21 protein-coding genes are annotated in these 20,238 nt (G+C 30.3%); 19 read left to right on the plus strand and 2 right to left on the minus strand.

Going from position 1 to position 20,238, the window contains the following annotated elements; translation table 11 throughout:
* Window positions 1-10 precede the first annotated feature (10 nt).
* The 4 genes from E0E45_RS15895 to ctlX all read left to right on the plus strand — a co-directional run bounded on the left by E0E45_RS15895 (window position 11) and on the right by ctlX (window position 3,499).
* Window positions 11-550 (plus strand): glutathione peroxidase, encoded by a 540-nt coding sequence (locus tag E0E45_RS15895; RefSeq protein WP_130892036.1) that lies wholly within the window; start codon window positions 11-13, stop codon window positions 548-550.
* A 206-nt stretch (window positions 551-756) separates the two neighbouring features.
* Window positions 757-1,227: a DUF2628 domain-containing protein gene (locus E0E45_RS15900; protein ID WP_130892037.1), complete on the plus strand. Its 471-nt coding sequence runs from the start codon at window positions 757-759 to the stop codon at window positions 1,225-1,227.
* Window positions 1,228-1,264: 37 nt separating this feature from the next.
* The gene (locus E0E45_RS15905) at window positions 1,265-2,395 is read left to right on the plus strand and encodes a vWA domain-containing protein (protein ID WP_130892038.1); all 1,131 of its coding nucleotides are present in this window, start codon (window positions 1,265-1,267) and stop codon (window positions 2,393-2,395) included.
* A gap of 183 nt (window positions 2,396-2,578) precedes the next feature.
* Complete coding sequence (gene ctlX / locus E0E45_RS15910; RefSeq protein ID WP_130892039.1) at window positions 2,579-3,499, plus strand: citrulline utilization hydrolase CtlX; 921 nt, start codon at window positions 2,579-2,581, stop codon at window positions 3,497-3,499.
* A gap of 86 nt (window positions 3,500-3,585) precedes the next feature.
* Here ctlX and E0E45_RS15915 read toward each other — a convergent pair whose 3' ends face one another.
* Window positions 3,586-3,810, minus strand: a complete 225-nt coding sequence (locus E0E45_RS15915) for a hypothetical protein (protein ID WP_130892040.1) — start codon at window positions 3,808-3,810, stop codon at window positions 3,586-3,588.
* 388 nt (window positions 3,811-4,198) lie between these two features.
* Here E0E45_RS15915 and hrcA point away from each other — a divergent pair, with 388 nt between their 5' ends.
* The 9 genes from hrcA (at window position 4,199) to E0E45_RS15960 (ending at window position 12,443) form a co-directional block, all read left to right on the plus strand.
* Entirely contained in the window at window positions 4,199-5,218 is a 1,020-nt protein-coding gene (gene hrcA, locus E0E45_RS15920) for a heat-inducible transcriptional repressor HrcA (protein WP_130892041.1), read from the plus strand.
* Entirely contained in the window at window positions 5,208-5,843 is a 636-nt protein-coding gene (grpE, locus tag E0E45_RS15925; protein ID WP_130892042.1) for a nucleotide exchange factor GrpE, read from the plus strand. Before hrcA ends, grpE begins: the two co-directional genes overlap by 11 nt.
* A 71-nt stretch (window positions 5,844-5,914) precedes the next feature.
* Window positions 5,915-7,741, plus strand: a complete 1,827-nt coding sequence (gene dnaK, locus E0E45_RS15930; protein ID WP_130892043.1) for a molecular chaperone DnaK — start codon at window positions 5,915-5,917, stop codon at window positions 7,739-7,741.
* 114 nt (window positions 7,742-7,855) lie between these two features.
* Complete coding sequence (locus tag E0E45_RS15935) at window positions 7,856-8,323, plus strand: methylated-DNA--[protein]-cysteine S-methyltransferase (protein ID WP_130892044.1); 468 nt, start codon at window positions 7,856-7,858, stop codon at window positions 8,321-8,323.
* A 2-nt stretch (window positions 8,324-8,325) separates the two neighbouring features.
* Window positions 8,326-9,198, plus strand: coding sequence for an aldose 1-epimerase family protein (locus tag E0E45_RS15940; protein WP_130892045.1), 873 nt, complete (start codon window positions 8,326-8,328; stop codon window positions 9,196-9,198).
* 79 nt (window positions 9,199-9,277) lie between these two features.
* Window positions 9,278-10,450: a molecular chaperone DnaJ gene (dnaJ, locus tag E0E45_RS15945; protein ID WP_130892046.1), complete on the plus strand. Its 1,173-nt coding sequence runs from the start codon at window positions 9,278-9,280 to the stop codon at window positions 10,448-10,450.
* Window positions 10,451-10,549: 99 nt separating this feature from the next.
* Window positions 10,550-10,819, plus strand: coding sequence for a preprotein translocase subunit YajC (gene yajC, locus E0E45_RS15950; protein ID WP_130892047.1), 270 nt, complete (start codon window positions 10,550-10,552; stop codon window positions 10,817-10,819).
* A gap of 61 nt (window positions 10,820-10,880) precedes the next feature.
* Entirely contained in the window at window positions 10,881-11,900 is a 1,020-nt protein-coding gene (locus E0E45_RS15955) for an N-acetylmuramoyl-L-alanine amidase family protein (RefSeq protein ID WP_130892048.1), read from the plus strand.
* Window positions 11,901-11,918: 18 nt separating this feature from the next.
* The gene (locus E0E45_RS15960) at window positions 11,919-12,443 is read left to right on the plus strand and encodes a GerMN domain-containing protein (protein WP_130892049.1); all 525 of its coding nucleotides are present in this window, start codon (window positions 11,919-11,921) and stop codon (window positions 12,441-12,443) included.
* A gap of 67 nt (window positions 12,444-12,510) precedes the next feature.
* Here E0E45_RS15960 and E0E45_RS15965 read toward each other — a convergent pair whose 3' ends face one another.
* A complete protein-coding gene (locus E0E45_RS15965) occupies window positions 12,511-12,786 on the minus strand; it encodes a DUF202 domain-containing protein (protein WP_130892050.1) in 276 nt (91 codons plus the stop codon).
* Window positions 12,787-13,230: 444 nt separating this feature from the next.
* On the opposite strand from E0E45_RS15965, the gene E0E45_RS15970 reads away from it, so the two are divergent.
* The 6 genes from E0E45_RS15970 to E0E45_RS15995 all read left to right on the plus strand — a co-directional run bounded on the left by E0E45_RS15970 (window position 13,231) and on the right by E0E45_RS15995 (window position 20,231).
* Entirely contained in the window at window positions 13,231-13,953 is a 723-nt protein-coding gene (locus E0E45_RS15970) for a GntR family transcriptional regulator (RefSeq protein ID WP_130892051.1), read from the plus strand.
* 32 nt (window positions 13,954-13,985) lie between these two features.
* On the plus strand, window positions 13,986-15,683 hold the full coding sequence (locus E0E45_RS15975; protein WP_130892052.1) for a solute:sodium symporter family transporter: 1,698 nt from the start codon (window positions 13,986-13,988) through the stop codon (window positions 15,681-15,683).
* Window positions 15,684-15,729: 46 nt separating this feature from the next.
* Window positions 15,730-17,184, plus strand: coding sequence for a sulfatase-like hydrolase/transferase (locus E0E45_RS15980; protein ID WP_130892053.1), 1,455 nt, complete (start codon window positions 15,730-15,732; stop codon window positions 17,182-17,184).
* A 95-nt stretch (window positions 17,185-17,279) separates the two neighbouring features.
* The gene (locus E0E45_RS15985; protein WP_130892054.1) at window positions 17,280-18,005 is read left to right on the plus strand and encodes a GntR family transcriptional regulator; all 726 of its coding nucleotides are present in this window, start codon (window positions 17,280-17,282) and stop codon (window positions 18,003-18,005) included.
* Between the two features lie 109 nt (window positions 18,006-18,114).
* Complete coding sequence (locus tag E0E45_RS15990) at window positions 18,115-19,068, plus strand: ROK family protein (RefSeq protein WP_130892055.1); 954 nt, start codon at window positions 18,115-18,117, stop codon at window positions 19,066-19,068.
* A 20-nt stretch (window positions 19,069-19,088) separates the two neighbouring features.
* Window positions 19,089-20,231 carry an SIS domain-containing protein gene (locus E0E45_RS15995; protein ID WP_130892056.1) on the plus strand — a complete coding sequence of 381 codons (1,143 nt, stop codon included), beginning with the start codon at window positions 19,089-19,091 and terminating at the stop codon, window positions 20,229-20,231.
* The last annotated feature ends 7 nt before the right edge of the window (window positions 20,232-20,238 follow it).

Consider the following 20,238-nt stretch of genomic DNA (forward strand, 5'->3'; position numbering starts at 1 on the left):
GTGGTACTGAATGACTATTTATGATTTTAAAGTTAAAAATGTAGATGGAACAGAAGAAACATTGGAGAAATATAAAGGAAAAGTATTGCTTATAGTAAATACAGCTACAAGATGTGGACTTACATCTCAATATGAAGGGCTTGAAAAACTTTATGAAAAATATTGTGACAAAGGATTTGAAATATTAGATTTTCCAAGCAATCAATTCTTGAAACAAGCACCAGAAAGCAGCAAAGAAATAGCTGAATTCTGTCAATTAAGATATGGAACTAAATTTAAAACTTTTGCTAAAATAGATGTAAATGGAAAAAATGCAGATCCTCTCTATATATATTTGAAAGACAGAGCAAATGAAGAGATAAAAAATAGAGAAACAGATTCTTTTAAAGATAAACTTGAAAAATTAGGACAGACATTATTAGGAAAAGAGATAAAATGGAACTTTACTAAATTCCTAATAGGAAAAGATGGAGAAATAATAGGAAGATTTTCTCCTACTGTAACACCTGATGAAATAGATGCAGAAGTAGCAAGAGCAATATTGAAATAACATAAATAAAATATTTATTAAAAAGCAGATCTTTTATGGTCTGCTTTTTTATTAAAAAAATACACTTTAAAAGTCTGCTTTGATGAAGAAAAAAGAATCTGAAAGCAACTAAAAATAGCAGTTTTTAACAAAAAAGCAACTATTAATATGTAGAGATATTTTTCTGTCTATGTTACAATTTAATTAAAAAAGATGGGGTGAGATCTATGTCGTGGAAATTAAAAGAAGAAGACCTTCAATTCATAGAGGAAAACGAGGAACAAATAAAGGAATATGTAGGAAAAAAAGGAGAACAATATATAAATATCTGGAGAGAAGGAAAAAAAATTAATCCAGCAGCTCTTTTTTTAGGAGTAGCATGGCTGGGATATAGAGGAATGTATAAAATTATAATGTATCTTCTTGTAGCTTTTGTTCTTACAGATATTCTTATGATATTTTTGAGAATAGATTTATCAAGAATATCTGGAATAGTTGGAGGAGTAATTCTAGGAATATATGGAAGTTACTGGTATTTTTTACAGGTTAAAAAGGATATACTTGCTGGAAAAGAAAAATGTATAGATGGCGGAGTAGGTGTAGTACTGTCTTTAGTAATGCTTGCAGGATATGTACTCTTCTCAGTTTATGTAGTTGATACATTTTTCTATTATATGCTTTATGGATATTATTATTAAACTTTGTATACTAAAATATATTACTGAGGAGGAGTTTATGAAGAAAATTTTATTGATAGCAACAGTTTTTGTTTTTTCTGCTTTAACAGTATTTGCAACAGGGCAAAAACCAGAAAATACAGCAGTTGAACAGACAAAAGCCTTGGAGAAAGATGTGGAAATTGTTTTTGTACTGGATACTACTGGGTCAATGGGAGGGCTTATTCAGGGAGCTAAAACTAAGATATGGAGTATAGTAAATGAGGTAATGCAGAATCATAAAGATTCAAAAGTGAAAATTGGATTAGTAGCTTATAGAGATCGTGGGGATGTTTATGTGACTAAAGTTACACAGCTTAATGAAAATCTTGATGAAATATACAGTGTATTAATGGAATACAAAGCTCAAGGTGGGGGAGATGACCCTGAAGATGTAAGAAAAGCTCTTCATGAAAGTTTAGAAGTAATTCAATGGTCAGCACCTAGAGAAAATTTATCACAGATAATATTCCTAGTAGGAGATGCACCTCCTCATGATGATTATAATGATTCTCCTGATACTGGTGTTACTGCAAAAAAAGCTAAAAGTAAAGGAATTATTATAAATACTATTCAATGTGGAAATATGCCAGATACAGATCGTTACTGGAAAGCAATAGCACAATTTGGTGGTGGAGAATATTTTCATATTTCTGGAGATGGAGGAGTAAAAGTTGTAACAACTCCTTATGATGATAAACTTTATGAGTTAAATAAAAGAATAGATAAAACATATATAACATATGGAAGTTCTGAAGTAAGAACTGAAGCAGTGAAAAAATTTGATTCAGAAAAACATTCAGTAGATGTTGCTCCAGTAGAAGCAAAAGCTTCAAGAGCAATAAATAAAGCAATAAACAAATATAGTTACTCTAAGGAAGACTTAGTACAGGCAGTAGAAAACAAGGAAGTTTCTTTAAAAGATGTTAAGGATAATGAACTTCCTGAAAATATGCAGAGAATGTCTTTAAAAGCTAGAGAAGGATATATTCAAAGTATTATAGATACTCGTAAAGAGATAAGAGAAGAAATAATAAAAGTTTCAAAAGAGAGAGAACAGTATATAATAGAACAGGAGAAAAAAGGAACAGCAGGTAAGAGTGAATTTGATTCTGCTGTATCAGAAGTTCTTAAAAAGCAAATAAAATAGTATAAAAATTAAAAGAAAGATGTGAAAAGTTAATAAAATTTTAAAATGTTAAAAATTTTAGAACTTTATTTTAGTCTATAAACATCTTTCTTTTTTAATTGAAATAATAAAGTGGAAATAATTATGTAAACAATGTTAGAATGTATTCATATGGCTATAAAAATTTTACAGGGAGGCAGAAAATTGAAGGATTTTTTAACTAATAAAGTTTTAATGGTAAGACCAATAGCATTTACTTATAATGCAGAAACAGCTAAAGATAATCTTTATCAAAAAAATGATCACAAAGATGGAAAAGAATTACAAGATAAGGCAGTAGTAGAATTTGATACTTTAGTAGAAAAATTGAGAGAGGCAACTATAGAAGTATTAATTGTACAAGATACTAAGGAACCTCATACTCCTGATAGCATTTTTCCAAATAATTGGTTCAGTACACATAAAGATGAAACATTAGTTTTATATCCTATGTATGCAGAAAATAGAAGATTGGAGAGAACTCCTAAAATTTTAGATTTTGTAAAAGACAAGGAAGCTCTGAAAATAATAGATCTTACTGAAAACGAAAAAGAAGGTAAAGTACTGGAAGGAACTGGAAGTATGTGCCTAGATAGAAAAAATAAGATAGCATATGCAAGTTTATCAAAGAGAACAAACAAAGAACTTTTTGAAGAGTTTTGTAAGATGATGAATTATAAGCCTGTAAGTTTCTCTGGAAAACAGACTATAGATGGGAAACAATCTCCAATATATCATACAAATGTTTTGATGGCTATTGGGGAAGAATATGTTCTTATATTTTTAGATTCAATAGTAGATGAAAAGGAAAAAGAAATAGTAAGAAAATCTATATTGAATTCTGGAAAAGAGCTTATAGAAATAACAGAAGAGCAGACAAATCATTTTTTAGGAAATGCTCTGGAACTTAGAAAAAAAGATGGAAGCAAAGTATTAGTAATGTCTAAGTCAGCCAATGATATATTAAGAGATGATCAGAGAAAAATAATAGAAAAATCAGCAAAGATAGTATATTCAGATATTCCTACAATCGAAAGATATGGTGGGGGTTCAGTAAGATGTATGATAGCAGAATTTTTCTTATAATATAGAAAGAAAAGTATGAGGGATCAAAAGCTGGATTAAATTTCTGCTCCTAGATCCCTCACTTTATTTTCAGATATCTAAATTAATTATCTATTAACTACATAAACTAGTTTTGAACTAAATATAAGTATCAGACTTTCTATAATATAGATAATAAATAAAGAAATTTCTAAATATGTCATTAAGCTAGGAAGAAAAATATGAATTACAGCTGCCAGTGTTCTAAATATAATATCAGTTTTTCTATAAAATGAAATAAGGATTCCAATAATTATTAATTCTTCTAATACCAGCAATACAATTCCATTCAATACATCTCCATTAGCTTTTACTGCTTTCTGATACTATATTATTCCAATAAATAAACAAATAGTAGCAACAAAAATACTTTCAACAGTACCTTTTGAAAATAGATATACCTGGAATATTCTCCATAAGATGTAAGATTTGTGATAGAAATTATACTATTTAATTTTATATTTTTCAAATATTAAAATTGTTTTAAATATATATATGGCTAATTTTTAAAAAATCAGAATAACTTTTAAAGATAGAAATAAAGAAAAAATTGAAAAAGTAATAAAATAAATTATTAAAAAAAATTCAAAAAAGTATTGACAAATATATAAAATTGATGTATCTTCTTAATAGAGAATTAGCACTCTTCTCACATGAGTGCTAACAAAAAGGTGATGAAAGATGTCTATTTCAGAAAGAGAAAAGCTAGTATTAAACGCAATAGTAAATTATTATTTAACTTTTGGAGATACTATCGGTTCAAGAACTTTGGTAAAAAAATATGGGATTGATCTTTCATCAGCAACTATTAGAAATGTAATGGCTGACTTGGAAGATATGGGATATATATCAAAAACTCATACATCTTCTGGGAGAATCCCTACAGACAAAGGATATAAATATTATCTTGATGAACTGCTGAAAGTTGAAAAACTTACAAAAGAGGAAAAGAATAATATAGAACTTGAGTATGAGCATAGAATCAATGAACTTGATCAGCTTCTGCAAAAAACTTCTTCTCTTCTTTCTAAGATGACAACTTATGCAGGGATAGCAATAGAGCCAAGCACTATAGTAGAAAGAATAAAAAGAATAGAACTAGTACATATAGACGAGTTTATGATTCTGGCTGTTATAGTTATGGAGAACAGGGCTGTAAAGACTAAAAAGATAATGCTGGATCAGTCTATTTCAAAAGAGGAACTTGAGGGAATCTCAAGAGAGTTAAATATAAAAGTAGCAAATCATGAAATAAATTCAGGAAATATAGAAAAATTTATTTTAGGAAAAAAATTATTAACAGTTGATATAGAACAATATGAAGATGACAGTAAACTGTTTATAAATAATGTTCCGAGTATCTTTAAAGATAAGAATGTTAATGAGGTTTCAGAAGTCTTAGAACTTTTCCACCATAGAAAAGATATAAAACTTTTATTTGAGCAGCTTGTGAAAAACAGGGACAGCTCCTATGGAAAAGTGAATGTAGTATTTGGAGAAGAATTAGGAATAAAAGGATTAGAAGACTATAGCTTCGTATATTCATTATATAAGGCAGGAGCATCTCAAGGAATACTTGGAGTAATAGGTCCCAAAAGAATGGCATATTCAAAAACAATGGGACTGATAAAATATGTAACTCAAGAAGTAAATAAAATGTTAAACAAAATAGAGAGAAAGGACGAAACAAATGATAAATGATAAAGAAAAAGAATTAGAAAAGGAATTAGATAAAGAAATGAAAAAGGAAGTTGAAACTTTCGAAGAAGATATAATAAAAGAGGAAGAAGCAAAAGAAGAATGTGGATGCGGATGTAAAGGTCATGGAGAAGAAAAAGGATCTTGCTGCTGCGATAAAGAAGAAAAGGACACAGATGAAGAAATTGGAAAGTTAAAAGCTGAAGTAGAAGATTGGAAACAATCTTACCTTAGAAAACAAGCTGATTTTCAAAACTTTACAAAAAGAAAAGAAAAAGAAGTTGAAGAATTAAGAAAATTCGCTTCTGAAAAAATAGTTACAAAATTATTAGATGGAGTTGATAACTTAGAAAGAGCTATATCAGCCTCAGAAGCAACAAAAGATTTTGATGGTCTTGTAAAAGGTGTGGATATGATATTAGGTCAACTGAAAGGTATCATGGAAACTGAAGGTGTAGAATCAATAAAAGCTGAAGGAAAATATGATCCAATGTATCATCATGCTGTAATGGTAGAAGATAATCCAGAATTTGAAGATGATACTATTATTCTTGAACTTCAAAAAGGTTATACAATGAAAGGTAAAGTAATAAGACCAGCAATGGTTAAAGTATGTAAAAGAGGTTAATAAAAAACCTTAATATAAAAAAGTTAAAAATAAAATTTAAATATAGACGACATTTTAGGAGGTAATTAATAATGAGTAAAATAATTGGAATTGACTTAGGAACAACAAACTCTTGCGTAGCAATAATGGAGGGAGGAAGTGTTACAATAATCCCTAACTCTGAAGGAGCAAGAACAACTCCATCAGTTGTAAACATTAAAGAAAATGGAGAAATTATAGTAGGAGAAATTGCAAAAAGACAAGCAATAACTAACCCAATGTCAACTGTAAGTTCAATCAAAACTCACATGGGTTCTGACTACAAAGTAGAAATTTTTGGGAAAAAATATACTCCACAAGAAATTTCAGCGATGACACTTAAAAAATTGAAAAAAGATGCTGAAGCTTATTTGGGAGAACCTGTAACTGAAGCAGTTATTACTGTGCCAGCTTATTTTACAGACTCACAAAGACAAGCAACAAAGGATGCTGGAGTTATTGCAGGATTAGATGTAAAAAGAATAATCAACGAACCAACAGCAGCAGCACTTGCTTATGGACTTGAAAAGAAAAAAGAAGAAAAAGTTCTAGTATTCGACTTAGGAGGAGGAACATTTGACGTATCTGTATTGGAAATAGCTGATGGAGTTATTGAAGTTATATCTACAGCAGGGAACAACCACCTAGGAGGAGACGACTTTGATGCTGAAGTTATCAAATGGTTAACAGCTGAATTCAAAAAAGAAACTGGAATTGATCTTTCAAATGATAAAATGGCATATCAAAGACTTAAAGATGCAGCTGAAAAAGCTAAAAAAGAACTTTCTACAATGATGGAAACTTCTATATCTTTACCATTTATTACTATGGATGCTACAGGACCTAAACACTTAGAAATGAAATTAACAAGAGCTAAATTTAATGATTTGACTAAACATTTAGTAGAAGCAACTCAAGGACCTACAAAAACTGCTTTAAAAGATGCTGGGTTAAATCCATCAGAAATTAATGAAGTATTACTAGTAGGAGGATCTACAAGAATACCAGCAGTTCAAGAATGGGTAGAATCATTCTTTGGTAAAAAACCTAACAAAGGGATCAACCCTGATGAAGTTGTTGCAGCAGGAGCAGCTATCCAAGGTGGAGTACTAATGGGAGATGTTAAAGACGTTTTATTACTTGATGTAACTCCATTATCATTAGGAATTGAAACTCTAGGTGGAGTATTTACTAAAATGATTGAGAAAAATACTACTATCCCAGTTAAAAAATCACAAGTTTACTCAACAGCTGTGGATAATCAGCCAGCAGTAACAATCAATGTATTACAAGGTGAAAGAGCAAAAGCTTCTGATAACCATAAATTAGGAGAATTCAATCTTGAAGGAATTCCAGCAGCTCCAAGAGGGGTGCCTCAAATCGAAGTAACATTTGATATAGATGCTAATGGAATTGTTCATGTATCAGCTAAAGATTTAGGAACTGGAAAAGAAAATACAGTAACTATTTCTGGATCAACTAACTTATCTAAAGAAGATATTGATAGAATGACTAAAGAAGCTGAAGCTAATGAAGCTGAAGATAAAAAATTTAAAGAATTAGTAGAAACTAGAAATAAAGCAGATATGCTTATTGCTTCTACTGAAAAGTCTCTAAAAGAATATGGAGATAAAGCTACTGAACAAGAGAAAAAAGATATTGAAGCAGCTATTGAAGAACTTAAAAAAGTAAAAGATGGAGAAGATAAAGACGCTATAGAAAAAGCTATGGAAAATTTATCACAAGTAGCTCACAAGTTTGCTGAAGAAATCTACAAAGAAGCTCAAGCTAAGGCACAAGCTGAACAAGGCGCTGCAGGAGCTCAAGGTGGAGAGAAAAAAGCTGATGATGATGTAGCAGATGCTGAAGTTGTTGACTAATAATTAATTGAATAATTCCTGAAAAGGAAAACCAATAGAGGGAATAGGGTACTTTACTCTATTCCCTTTCTGGTAATTAGATTTGACTATCTTTGACAGAATAAAGGAGGGGAAATGAAAGGAAGAGGATACCTAGAGATAAAAGATTTAGGAATGCTTGAGGTATGTGAGGAAATAGATGGTATCAGCAGTGTCAACTTTAGAGAAGTTAAACTGGAAGAAATATATTCAGAAGAAGTAGAGAAATGTATAGAACAGCTTAAAGAATATTTTGCTGGAAAAAGAAAAACTTTTGATATAAAACTTGATATAAGTCAGGGAACAGAATTTCAGCAGGAAGCTTGGAAAGCTCTGTTAGCAATACCATATGGAGAAACAAGATCATATCAAGGTCAGGCAATAGCTATGAAAAATCCTAAGGCTGTGAGAGCTGTTGGCGGAGCTAATCACAGAAATCCTATTTCAATCATAATCCCTTGTCACAGAGTAATAGGTAAGAATGGAAAATTAACAGGATATGGAGGAGGTCTTTTCAGAAAAGAATATCTGCTGGACCTGGAAAAAGCTGAATATAGGAGATAAAAATGGAATATAGTTTAAAAAATAGTTTGATGGAAATAAGAGTAGAGAGTTTAGGTGCTGAACTTACAGGAATGAAAGATTTAGAAGCAGGGATAGAACATATATGGCAGAAAGATCCTCAATTTTGGGCAAAGAGTTCTCCTATACTATTTCCTTTTGTTGGAGCTTTAAAGGATGACAGATATTTTTATGAAGGAAAAGAATATAATCTTAATTTAAAACATGGATTTGCAAGAGATTATGAATTTCAGATGAGTGATCAGGGAGATGACTATCTGGAATTTCTTTTTGCTTCAAATGATGAAACAAGAAGAGTATATCCTTTTGATTTTAAACTTTATGTAAAATATATTATAAAAGATAAAAAGTTAAGAATTGAATATAAAATAGAAAATACAGGAAAAAGAGAAATGTATTTTTCATTGGGAGCACATCCAGCATTTAATATACCAGTAGGAAATGGAATGGGATTTTCAGATTATTATCTGGAATTTGAAAAAACAGAAACAGGAGAGGTAAAAACTTTTAATGGAACTTTGATATCTTCTCAAAAGAAAATAAAAGCTTTTGAGGGAAAGAGAATCAATTTAGAAATAGATACTTTTAAAAATGATGCTCTCATTATTGAAAATCCAAATTCTAAAGTTGTTTATTTAAAAAACAATAAGAACAGTAGAGGAATAAAGTTTGTATATGAAGGTTTTAAATATATAGCTTTCTGGAATAAACCAGGAGCAGAATATGTGTGTCTGGAGCCTTGGAATGGAATATCAGACTTTGATAATGCTTCAGGAAACCTTAAAGAAAAAGCAGGAATAGAAAAAATAGAAAAAGATGAAATATACCAAAAAGCATTAGACATAACTATTTTATAGTTTATATAAAAATAGTATCATGTTATAATGAAATTTGTGATATAATACTTTAGATATTAGAAATGGAGGAAAATATTAAATGGCAAAAAGAGATTATTATGAAGTGTTAGGAGTAGCAAAAGATGCTTCTGAAGCTGATATTAAGAAAGCATACAGAAAAGCTGCCATGAAATATCATCCTGATAAATTCAGTAACGCCAGCGAAAAAGAGAAAAAAGATGCTGAAGAAAAATTCAAAGAGATAAATGAAGCATATCAGGTGATATCGGACAAGGAAAAAAGAGCTCAGTATGATAGATTTGGTCATGCAGCCTTTGAACAAGGCGGACCAGGAGCAGGTGGATTCGGAGGAGGATTCAGCAGCGAAGGATTTGAAGATATATTCAGTTCATTCTTTGGTGGAGGATCTGGTGGATTCGGAGGATTCAGTGGTTTTGGAGGGGGAAGCTCTAGAAGAAACTATGTAGAACCAGGAGCTGACTTGAGATATCAAGTGGAAATTACCCTTGAAGAAGCTGCAAAAGGTGTAGAAAAAACAATAAAATATAAGAGAAATGGAAAATGCAGTACTTGTAATGGAAATGGAGCTGAACCAGGAAGTGCGATGAAAAAATGTACTAAGTGTGGAGGTTCTGGAAGAGTTAAAACAGTTCAAAGAACTATACTTGGAAATTTTGAAAGCTTTGTTGAATGTGATGAGTGTCATGGAAAGGGAGAAATTCCTGAGAAAAAATGTAAAACTTGTCATGGAACAGGTATTGTAAAAGAAACAGTAGAAAAGAAAATAAAAATACCAGCAGGAATAGATGATGGTCAAAAATTAAGACTTGATGGAATGGGAGAAGCCAGTGAAAATGGTGGACCTAATGGAGATCTTTATGTAATAATAAGAGTCAAAGAACATGAATTGTTCCAAAGAAGAGGAGATGATATACTTTGTGAAGTGCCTATTACATTCACAACTGCTGCTCTTGGAGGAGAAGTGGAGATCCCTACTCTGAATGGTAAAAAGAATATAAAAATACCAGCTGGAACACAAACTGGAAAATTTTTCAAATTGAGAGGAGAAGGTATCAAATCTTTGAGAAGCTCTATGGTTGGAGATCAACTAGTACAAGTAGTAGTGGAAACTCCTACTGATCTTAATGATAAACAAAAAGAACTACTAAAATCTTTTGATGACAGTTTAAAAGATAAAAACTATAAAAAACATAAAAGTTTAAAAGATAAAATAAAAGCTTTTTTTAAATAAAATGCTCAAAAAAAGCTAGATAAATCTTAGAAAAAATTGAAAAAAAGCTTATGATATGGTATACTTGTAACAAAGCTTTTCTGATGAGGGGGATTAACAATGGAACAATTATTAGGTAAATATGGTGGAATGGGACTAACTTTTGTAGTATGGATAGCTGTATTCTACTTCTTATTAATATTGCCAAACAAGAAAAAACAGAAGAAACAAAAAGAAATGATGGATTCACTAAAAGAAGGATCAGAAGTAGTTACTGTTGGTGGAATAAAAGGTACTATAGTTTCTGTAAGCGACGATTATGTAGAAGTAAGAGTTGATAAAGGTGTGAAAATAACTTTCACTAAAGGAGCTATTTCTAGAGTATTATAGTAATTGAAATAAAACGACAATGAACATTGTCGTTTTTTCTTTAATAAAGCGGGGACATAAGATGAAGAGGATACTTACAATTTTTTTATTTTTGTTTTTGACAGTGCTTTCATTTGCTGGAAATATTAGATCAGTAAAACTGAATGGAGCTGTTCTTACTATGGATTTTGCAGGATCAGAAAAACCAAAGTATACAATGAATTATGACGAGTACAACAAATTGATTTTTTTAGAATTTCCAGGGAGTACTCTCACTAAAAAAATAGATAGTAAAAGCTTCACAGGAAAATATATAGAAAGCCTTGAAGTTGTAGATTACAGTGGATCAGTTGGTTTTTTTATTAAACTGAGAAAAAATATCACTTATACAGGAAGGATAGCTTCAAAAGGAAACGATTTTATTCTTACATTCAATGACAAATCTCAAAAAAAACAATTTACAATAGCTATAGATGCTGGACATGGTGGAAAAGACCCAGGAGCAATTGGATTTAAAAAATATTATGAAAAAACAGTAACTCTAGCAGTGAGCAAATATTTGAGAGATGAATTGAAAAAAGATTTTAATGTTGTCATGACAAGAGATACAGATGTCTTTGTGACTTTATCACAACGTCCTAAAATAGCGAATAAAGCAAAAGCGAATATGTTTATCAGTATACATGCCAATGCAGCTGTATCAAGTAAAATGAATGGAGTAGAAGTTTTCTACTTCTCTAAAAAATCTTCACCATATGCTGAAAGAATAGCCTCATTTGAAAACAGTTTTGGAGACAAATATGGTGAAAACAGCAGTGATATAGCTCAAATAATGGGTGAGCTTGCATATAAGAAAAATCAGGAAAGTTCTATTGGTTTTGCAAGAAAGACAAATAATGCTTTAGCTGATGCAATAGGATTAAATAATAGAGGAATACATGGAGCTAACTTTGCTGTACTGAGAGGATTTAATGGACCAAGTGTTTTGGTGGAAGTAGGATTTATAAGTAACAAAAGTGATCTTCAGAAAATAACAAATCCAGTATATCAGAAGAAGATGGCAAAAGAGATAGCTGAGATGGTAAGAGGATATTTTTATTGATCAGTGTGAGGTGAAGCAGTGAAAAAAAAATGGATAGGAGTATTAATAGGAATATGGATAGTTGCTGCAATATGTGGAACTGCATATTCTAATATTGTAAATGATAAAGGGATAAAGACTATCACAAATAATGAATTTAATACAGAAGAGAAGCCTAAGGAAAAGGCAGTAATATATGTTCCTGCATCAGATGAGAAATCACTTGTAAAAAGAGATGAAAATATAGAAGAAAGTCAGAGCAGAAGAGATAAAGCTGTTAAGATAATTGCTAAAACTTTAGAAATACTTCAAAATGAAGGTTTTCTTGAGAGTAAAGATATTACTGTTTTAAATTTATATTTTAGTGGAGATACAGTGTATATAGATTTAAGCTCATCATCAAAAGAGATGGATGATAATAGTCGTAAAAATTTATTAAATATTTATTCAATAGTAAATAGTCTTACAGAGCTTGAAAATATCAGCAGAGTAAAAATATTGATAAATGGAAAAGATGGAAGTAAAAACTTAGGTAAATTTTATAATAGAAATATAAATATATAATCAAATAGAAAATTAGAGAGTATCTTGAAAAAACAAGATCCTCTCTTTTTTATTTTTTTGAAAAAATTTAAAATTTGATATGTTCATATCTTCTCTTAGTCTTTATATATCTTTTAAAACCAAAAATTAAAACGATAATACTGAAAATTACGAGAACATATCCTAAAAAAACAACTAAAGTATTATCTACAAATTTTATAAAACCAATACCTGCAGCAAAAAAACTGATAAAAGTTCTTAGATATGCCAGAAGAGTTCTTTCATTTGCTAGAATTGTTCTGTCAGTTGCAAGAAAATCTCTAAGTATCATATCTTCTTTATTATGATTGTATTTATTTGTCATTTAAAAACATCCCTTCTGATAAAATTTTTTAAAAATTAAATTTTTATACTGATATAAAGATAACATCAATTTTAAAATTATTCAAATTTATTTTTTAAAATTGATTTTTATTTTATAAAAAAATCTCTCTTTTAGTTTTTTATTTAAAACATTTAGAAAAATATTGAAATAAGGGCTTAAATAAAAAAACAAAAAATATCTAATGAAAATAAGATTAAAAAAGACTTATTTGAAAAAATAAAATACATAATGTTTTAATAGTGAGTAAAATTTTTTTTTATTTTTTTTTTAGATACAAGTTGATATGAAGTGATTAATATAGTAGTTTAGGTGTATGATACAAGTTAAAACCTAGTAAAAATCAGTATTGACAACAGTTAAAGGTTGAATTATACTTATCGTAATAGAAAAGATAATATTATTAAAAACCCATGGGAGAAAATTATGTTTGAGATTAATAAGAAAAGTGAGGTTCCTTTATACCAGCAATTAGTACATAGTATAAAAAAACATATTGAAGAAGGTACATTAAAAGAAAATGATAAAATTCCTGCTGAATCAGAATTCTGTACTGTATATGATCTTAGCAGGACAACTGTAAGACAGGCTTTAAGAGCTTTGGAAAAAGAAGGATATATTTATAAACTTCAAGGAAAGGGAAGTTATGTATCATCTCCTAAAATTTATCAAAATCGTTCAGGTTTCAGTAAATTTTATGATGATATGACGAGCCTAGGAAAAATTCCTGTTTCTAAAATATTATCACTGAAAATTAAAAAGCCAAATACTCTTGTTAAAGAGAGAATGAACCTTTCTGATGATGGACTTATATGTAAGCTTGTATGGATAAGATATGGGAATGATGAAGCTTTAATCTATGAAACTATTTATCTGAACTACTCTTTAGTAGAAGGAATTGAAAATATTGATCTCAAATCAAAAAAATTATATGATGTTTTAACAAATGAATTTGGAATAAAGATAACTCATGGAAAAGAGTTGTTTTATCCATGTAAATTGGATACTTCTGAGGCTAAATTTCTGGGATTAAATGAAGGAGATTTAGGAATGAAAGTAGAAAGAACAGTTTTCCAAGGAAGTAAGGTTTTAGAATACACAAAATCTACAGTGAGAGGAGATAGGTTTGTTTATACAACGAATTTTTAAAAATCTCCATTGAAATAAATTAGGAGGGAAAAATGACTTTTTTTACATTTGTTTTAATAACAGCATTAATTGCTTTTGTTTCATGGTTAAAAACTAAAGGTGAAGACAACAGTGCACAGGGATATTTTTTAGCAGGGAGAGGTTTAAGTGCCACTGTTATCGGATTTTCAATGGTGTTGACAAGTCTTTCAACAGAACAATTAGTAGGAGTAAATGCTTCTTCATATATAAGTAATTTTTCAATAATAGCATGGACTGTACAATCTGTAGTTCCTTTATGCGTACTTGCATTATTTCTTTTACCAAGATACTTAAAGGGTGGATTTACAACTATACCTGAATTTTTTGAGGAAAGATATGATAAACAAACAAGACAGATAATGTCACTACTTTTCCTAGTTGCATATACTTTTGTAATGATACCAGGGGCACTTTATTCAGGGGCTATTGCTTTTACACAAATATTTGATGTAACAGGAATGTTTGGAGTAAGTTTTAATACAGCTCTTTGGGGAGTGGTATGGCTGATTGGAATTATTGGAGGAATCTATGCAATATTTGGTGGACTGAAAGCAGTTGCAGTATCAGATACACTAAATGGATTTGCTTTGATAATAGGGGGAACAATGATACCTTTCTTTGCTCTAAAATTTTTAGGAGATGGAAGTTTATCAAAGGGAGTAGATATAGTTACATCATCACATATGGAAAAATTGACAGCTTGGGGAGCAGCAGGAGATCCAGTACCTTGGACAACAATATTTACTGGAATATTAATAGTAAACTTTTTTTACTGGACAACAAATCAGGCAATAATCCAAAGATCTCTTGCAGCTAAAAGTTTGGCAGAAGGACAAAAAGGAATCTTATATGCAGGAATATTTCTATTATTCCTTCCTGTATTATTAAATGTTCCTGGACTTATTTCTTTCCATATTTTTGGAGATTCACTGGGAAATATAGATTTAGCCTATCCAACACTTGTATCAAAAGTTTTACCAAAACCTTTGCTGGGATTTTTCACAGCATGTTTGTTTGGAGCAATATTGAGTACATTTAATTCATTTATAAATAGTGCTGCAACATTATTCTGCTATGATATTTACAAACCAATATTTAATAAAAATATATCAGATGAAGATTTAATAAAAGTAGCTAAGATAGCTGGAACTATAATAGCAATAGTATCTATGATAATAGCACCATTACTTCAGTATGGAACAGGAGGATTATTCCTGCTTCTAAAAAGATTTGCAGGATTCTTCAACATACCTATAGTTGCTCTTGTAGCGGTAGGATTCTTGAATAAGACAGTATCTGGAAAAGCAGCAAGAATAACAGTACTCCTTCATGTAATATTATATTTTTCATTAGTATGGATATTTAAAGTAAAACTAAACTTTGTTCATGTAATGGGAGGGCTATTTGTATTTGACATAATAGCAATGTTTATTCTAGGAAGTGTTTTCAAAAGAGAAAAACCATATGTTCCATCAGTTAAAAACAAATCAGATGTAGATTTAACAAATTGGAAATATGCAAAGGAAGCATCAACTCTGCTTGTATTGGGGCTGTGTTATCTATATTGTGTTCTTTCTCCAATAGGGCTGGCAGGAGGAAATAGTCTGACAAAGATAACAATGGTATTTGCAGTAATTGCTCTGGTATTAATGGGAGCTTTAAATATAAAAAAGAAAAAAGTAACTAGAGTAGTAAGTGAAGAGTATTAAAGAAAATCGGAAACAAGGCAGCTGGAAATTTAAGGAGGAAAAATAAATGAATAATAATATAGCTTTTATATTATTAGATCAAGTAAGAGTTGATATGTTAGGAACATATGGGCATAAAATAGTAAAAACACCAAATATGGATGCAATAGCAGCAGATGGAGTCAAATTTAATAATGCATTTACTCCAGCTTCTGTATGCAGTCCAGCAAGAACTTCACTATTTACAGGACAGATGCCAAGCAATCATGGGCTTATGAGAAATAGTGAAAAGGGTGGCTTGGGAGATCCTTCACTATCAAACCCTAATATAATAACAGAGATGCAGGATCATATGAATTATTTAATTGGGAAATGGCATGTTGGGAAAACAGTTCTTCCTAGAGATTTTGGATTTAAAGGCCATAACTTTGATGGATATGGATATCCAGGAAGCGGAGTATATAAAAATCTTGTATTTGCACAAGGACCAGAGCAGGAAACAAGGTATAAAGACTGGCTAGAGGAAAAAGGTTTTGAAATACCAGAAGTTTCTAAAAGCTACTTTGGAGAAAATGATCATCTTAGAGTTCAAGAGCTTTGTGGACTTTTAAGTGGGACAAGAGAAGCTACTCTTCCTTTCTTTGTAGTAGATGAAGCAAAAAAAGCTGTACTTGAAGCTAAAAAAGAAAATAAACCATTCTTTATATGGATGAATTTTTGGGGACCTCATACTCCTTGCGTGATTCCAGAGCCTTATTATTCAATGTATAAATCTGAAGAGGTAGTTTTAGATAAAAGCTTCTATAATCCCATGGTAGGAAAACCAAATCACTATAGAGATATAGCTAAAATGTGGGGAGTATGGGATGCTTCTGAAGAGAGATGGAAAGAAGTTATTGCTAAATTCTGGGGATATATAACTTTAATAGATGATGCAATAGGAGAGTTTGTGAAATTCTTAAAAGAAGAAGGTCTTTATGAAAGTTTATTTATGGCAATAACAGCTGATCATGGAGATGCAATGGGAGCTCACAGAATTATAGAAAAAGGGGAATTTATGTTTGATACAACATATAGAATTCCTATGATAATCAAAGATCCTTGTTCAAATAGGAAAAATGAAGAAGACAATAATTTTGTATATCTTCATGATTTAACACCTACTTGTAATGATGTTGCAGGAAAAAATATTTCTGGTTTCTTTGATGGAGAATCTCTTCTTCCTATTTTAAGAGAGGGAAAAAGTAATGGAAGAAAAGGAGTTCTTGGACAGCTGGCTGGACACTTTGTGTATTTTGAACAGAGAATGTGGAGAAGAGAAGACTATAAGATAATTTTTAATGCTTCAGATGTTGGAGAGCTTTATGATATGAAAAATGATAAAGAGGAAATGAATAATCTATTCTATGATGAAAAATATAAAAATGTAAAAAAAGAGATGTTAGAAGAGCTTTACAGTGAAATGGTAAAGTTAAAAGATCCATTGACAGGATGGCTTTACAGAATAATATACGAAATCTAAAGAATGATTGTAAAGTTAAAAATAGTAAATCTCTTGTAAAATAATTGGACAGATGATATTATTTAATTAATAATAAAATATTTATGGAGGACAGGATGCTGTTAAATAAATCTAAAAGTCCACTTTACTACCAATTAGCAGAGATTATCATAGAAGAAATAAAAACTAAAAATTTAAAAGAAGATGATAAAATTCTTACTGAAAGAGAATATTGTGAAAAATATAATTTAAGCAGAGCCACAGTGAGACAGGGAATAGCCTATTTAGAAAAAAAAGGATATCTATATAAAATTCAAGGGTGTGGAACTTTTGTTTCATCAAGAGTACTAAAACAGAAACTTTTGAAATTCTATAGCTTTACAGAGGAAATGAAAAAGCAGGGAAAAACTCCAGAATCAAAAATACTTTCATTTAAAGAAAAAATAGCTGGAGAAAAAATAGCTCAGGAATTAAACCTGGATAAAGAGGAAAAGATATTTGAGCTTGTAAGATTAAGACTGGCTGATGAAGATATATATATGTATGAAAAAACTTACCTTCCAGTTAAAAAATTTTTAAATTTTTCTAAAAAGGATATTTTAAATATACCTTTGTATGATGTTTTACAGAAGAAATACAATATAATTTTCAGCAAAGCAACTGAAAGGTTTTCAGTTCTCAGTGCAGATAAGAAAATTTCTGAAGCTTTGGAAATAGATGAAAAGAGTCCTATTATAAAACTTCAGAGATGGACATATACTGGAATAGAAAAAATAGAATATACAGTAAGTTTTCTTCGTGGAGATAAATTTGAATTTGAAGTAGATTTAGAAGATAACTAAAAATCAGGCTCATATGAGTCTGATTTTTAAAAGCTAAAAATTGGTACGGACAACATAACAAATAATAAATAAATATTTCAGAGAGATAGAATGAAAGAAAGGGGATAAAATGGCTTATTTTGTTGGAATAGATATAGGTGGGACAAACGTTGAAATTGGAATTTTAGATGAAAAAGCTGAAATATTAAAGAAGACAAGTATAAAGACAAATTCTCAAAATGGTAGTGAAGAAACCTTTACAAGAATATGGAACACAGTGAAGCAATTAGCAGAAGAATTGAAGATTTCACAGGCTGAAATTGAAGCTGTTGGGATGGGAATTCCTGGACCAGTAGTAAATAATTCAGTTGTAAAAATAGCAGCGAATTTTTCTTGGGGAAATGATTTTCCTGCAAAGGAACTTATGGAAAAGATTTCAGGAAAATCTGTGAAAGTAGGAAATGATGTAAAGGTTATTGCTTTAGGGGAAGCACTTTTTGGAGCAGCAAAAGAATATAAAAATAGTATAACGATTCCTATTGGAACTGGGATTGCAGCAGGAATAATAATAAATGGACAGATAGTAGAGGGTTCTGGAGGAGCAGCTGGAGAACTGGGACATATAGTGGTAAATAAAAATGGATATAAATGTGGGTGCGGTCTTACAGGATGCCTTGAAACATATTGCTCTGCCACTGGAATTGTAAGAGAAGGAATAAAAAGATTAGAGAAAGATAAAAATAATGAACTGTATAAAAAAATAAATGGAGATTTGAGCAGATTAGAAGCAAAGGACATATTTGACTTGGCTAGATCTGGAGATAAGTTTTCAATAGGGATAGTAGATTTTTTTTGTGAGTATATGGCGGAAGGTCTTGGGATACTTTTGAATATAGTAAACCCTGAAATAATTATTTTCACTGGGGGAGTTGCAAGAGCAGGAGATGTTTTATTAGATGGAATAAAGAAATATTTGTCAAAATATGCTCTTGGAATGACTATGGAAAATCTTAAAATTTCTTTTGGGGAATTAAATGAAGAAGCTGGAATAAAAGGGGCAGCAGCACTAGTAATGAAAAAATAAATTATATAAAGGAGAGAAAAATGGAATTTAAAAATTGTGTGACATGGAAAGAAATAATTCAACAGCCATGTATTTGGAGAGAAGAAGTGGAAATAATAAAGGAAAGACTTCCAGAAATAAGCAGATTTTTAGATGGATTAAAAGAAAATAAAATCAAAGTAATATTTACAGGGGCAGGGTCATCAGAATTTGTAGGAAATACAATAAGTTCATATATAAACAGTAGATTGGATATAGAAGTAGTTTCTATTCCTACTACAGATATAGTATCTATGCCAGAACAATATTTAGACAGAGATACAGCAACAATACTGATATCTTGTGCAAGATCAGGAAATTCTCCTGAGAGTGTAGCAACAGTGGAGTTAGCAGATAAATTAGTAAAGAATATATACCACATATTTGTAACTTGCAATCCAGAAGGAAAGCTGGCAAAAATATCAGAAAATCAAGACAACAAATTTTTACTGTTAATGCCTGAGAAAACAAATGATAAAGGATTTGCCATGACAGGAAGTTTTTCATCTATGGTAGTTGCTGGAGTACTTATTCTATTGAGAGAAAAATTTGAACATTATGCAGAAAAAGTAGTTTATATATCAAAAATTATAGAGAAAAATTTAAAAAATATTTTAGCAGATGTAGAAATTATTTCAGACTTGGATATAGAAAGAATAGTATATTTAGGAGATGGGGCTTTAAAAGGACTGGCAGAGGAAGTATCCTTAAAGGTTTTAGAACTTACTGGTGGGAAAATAGCTTCTTTCTATAATACTTTTTTAGGATTTAGACATGGACCTAAATCAATAGTAAATGATAAGACAACTATTGTATGTATGATGTCAAATAATAAGCATACAAGAGTTTATGAACTTGACTTGCTAAAAGAATTTAAAAGTGAAAATGGAGAAAAGAAAATAGTGGTATTGGATACTATTTTTGATAAAGAGGTAAAAGAAAACTCTGATTTCTATTTTTCTTTTGGAGATGAAAAAATGGGAGAGATGGAAGAGGTAGTTGCAGGACTTGGATATCTTGTATATGGACAATTGATTTCTCTTTTAAAATCATCAAAACTTGGAATAAATCCAGATAATCCTTGTCCTACAGGGGAAGTAAATAGAGTGGTTAAAGGTGTAATTATTCATAACTATGAGAAATAAAATTCTA

This window comes from Fusobacterium ulcerans ATCC 49185 (genome assembly GCF_900683735.1).
GTDB lineage: Bacteria > Fusobacteriota > Fusobacteriia > Fusobacteriales > Fusobacteriaceae > Fusobacterium_A > Fusobacterium_A ulcerans_A.

Coding starts and splice junctions, on each gene's coding strand:
- E0E45_RS15895 (WP_130892036.1), top strand. CDS start 11: ATGACTATTTATGATTTTAAAGTTAAAAATGTAGATGGAACAGAAGAA.
- E0E45_RS15900 (WP_130892037.1), top strand. CDS start 757: ATGTCGTGGAAATTAAAAGAAGAAGACCTTCAATTCATAGAGGAAAAC.
- E0E45_RS15905 (WP_130892038.1), top strand. CDS start 1,265: ATGAAGAAAATTTTATTGATAGCAACAGTTTTTGTTTTTTCTGCTTTA.
- hrcA (WP_130892041.1), top strand. CDS start 4,199: ATGTCTATTTCAGAAAGAGAAAAGCTAGTATTAAACGCAATAGTAAAT.
- grpE (WP_130892042.1), top strand. CDS start 5,208: ATGATAAATGATAAAGAAAAAGAATTAGAAAAGGAATTAGATAAAGAA.
- dnaK (WP_130892043.1), top strand. CDS start 5,915: ATGAGTAAAATAATTGGAATTGACTTAGGAACAACAAACTCTTGCGTA.
- E0E45_RS15935 (WP_130892044.1), top strand. CDS start 7,856: ATGAAAGGAAGAGGATACCTAGAGATAAAAGATTTAGGAATGCTTGAG.
- E0E45_RS15940 (WP_130892045.1), top strand. CDS start 8,326: ATGGAATATAGTTTAAAAAATAGTTTGATGGAAATAAGAGTAGAGAGT.
- dnaJ (WP_130892046.1), top strand. CDS start 9,278: ATGGCAAAAAGAGATTATTATGAAGTGTTAGGAGTAGCAAAAGATGCT.
- yajC (WP_130892047.1), top strand. CDS start 10,550: ATGGAACAATTATTAGGTAAATATGGTGGAATGGGACTAACTTTTGTA.
- E0E45_RS15955 (WP_130892048.1), top strand. CDS start 10,881: ATGAAGAGGATACTTACAATTTTTTTATTTTTGTTTTTGACAGTGCTT.
- E0E45_RS15965 (WP_130892050.1), bottom strand. CDS start 12,786: ATGACAAATAAATACAATCATAATAAAGAAGATATGATACTTAGAGAT.
- E0E45_RS15970 (WP_130892051.1), top strand. CDS start 13,231: ATGTTTGAGATTAATAAGAAAAGTGAGGTTCCTTTATACCAGCAATTA.
- E0E45_RS15975 (WP_130892052.1), top strand. CDS start 13,986: ATGACTTTTTTTACATTTGTTTTAATAACAGCATTAATTGCTTTTGTT.
- E0E45_RS15980 (WP_130892053.1), top strand. CDS start 15,730: ATGAATAATAATATAGCTTTTATATTATTAGATCAAGTAAGAGTTGAT.
- E0E45_RS15985 (WP_130892054.1), top strand. CDS start 17,280: ATGCTGTTAAATAAATCTAAAAGTCCACTTTACTACCAATTAGCAGAG.
- E0E45_RS15990 (WP_130892055.1), top strand. CDS start 18,115: ATGGCTTATTTTGTTGGAATAGATATAGGTGGGACAAACGTTGAAATT.
- E0E45_RS15995 (WP_130892056.1), top strand. CDS start 19,089: ATGGAATTTAAAAATTGTGTGACATGGAAAGAAATAATTCAACAGCCA.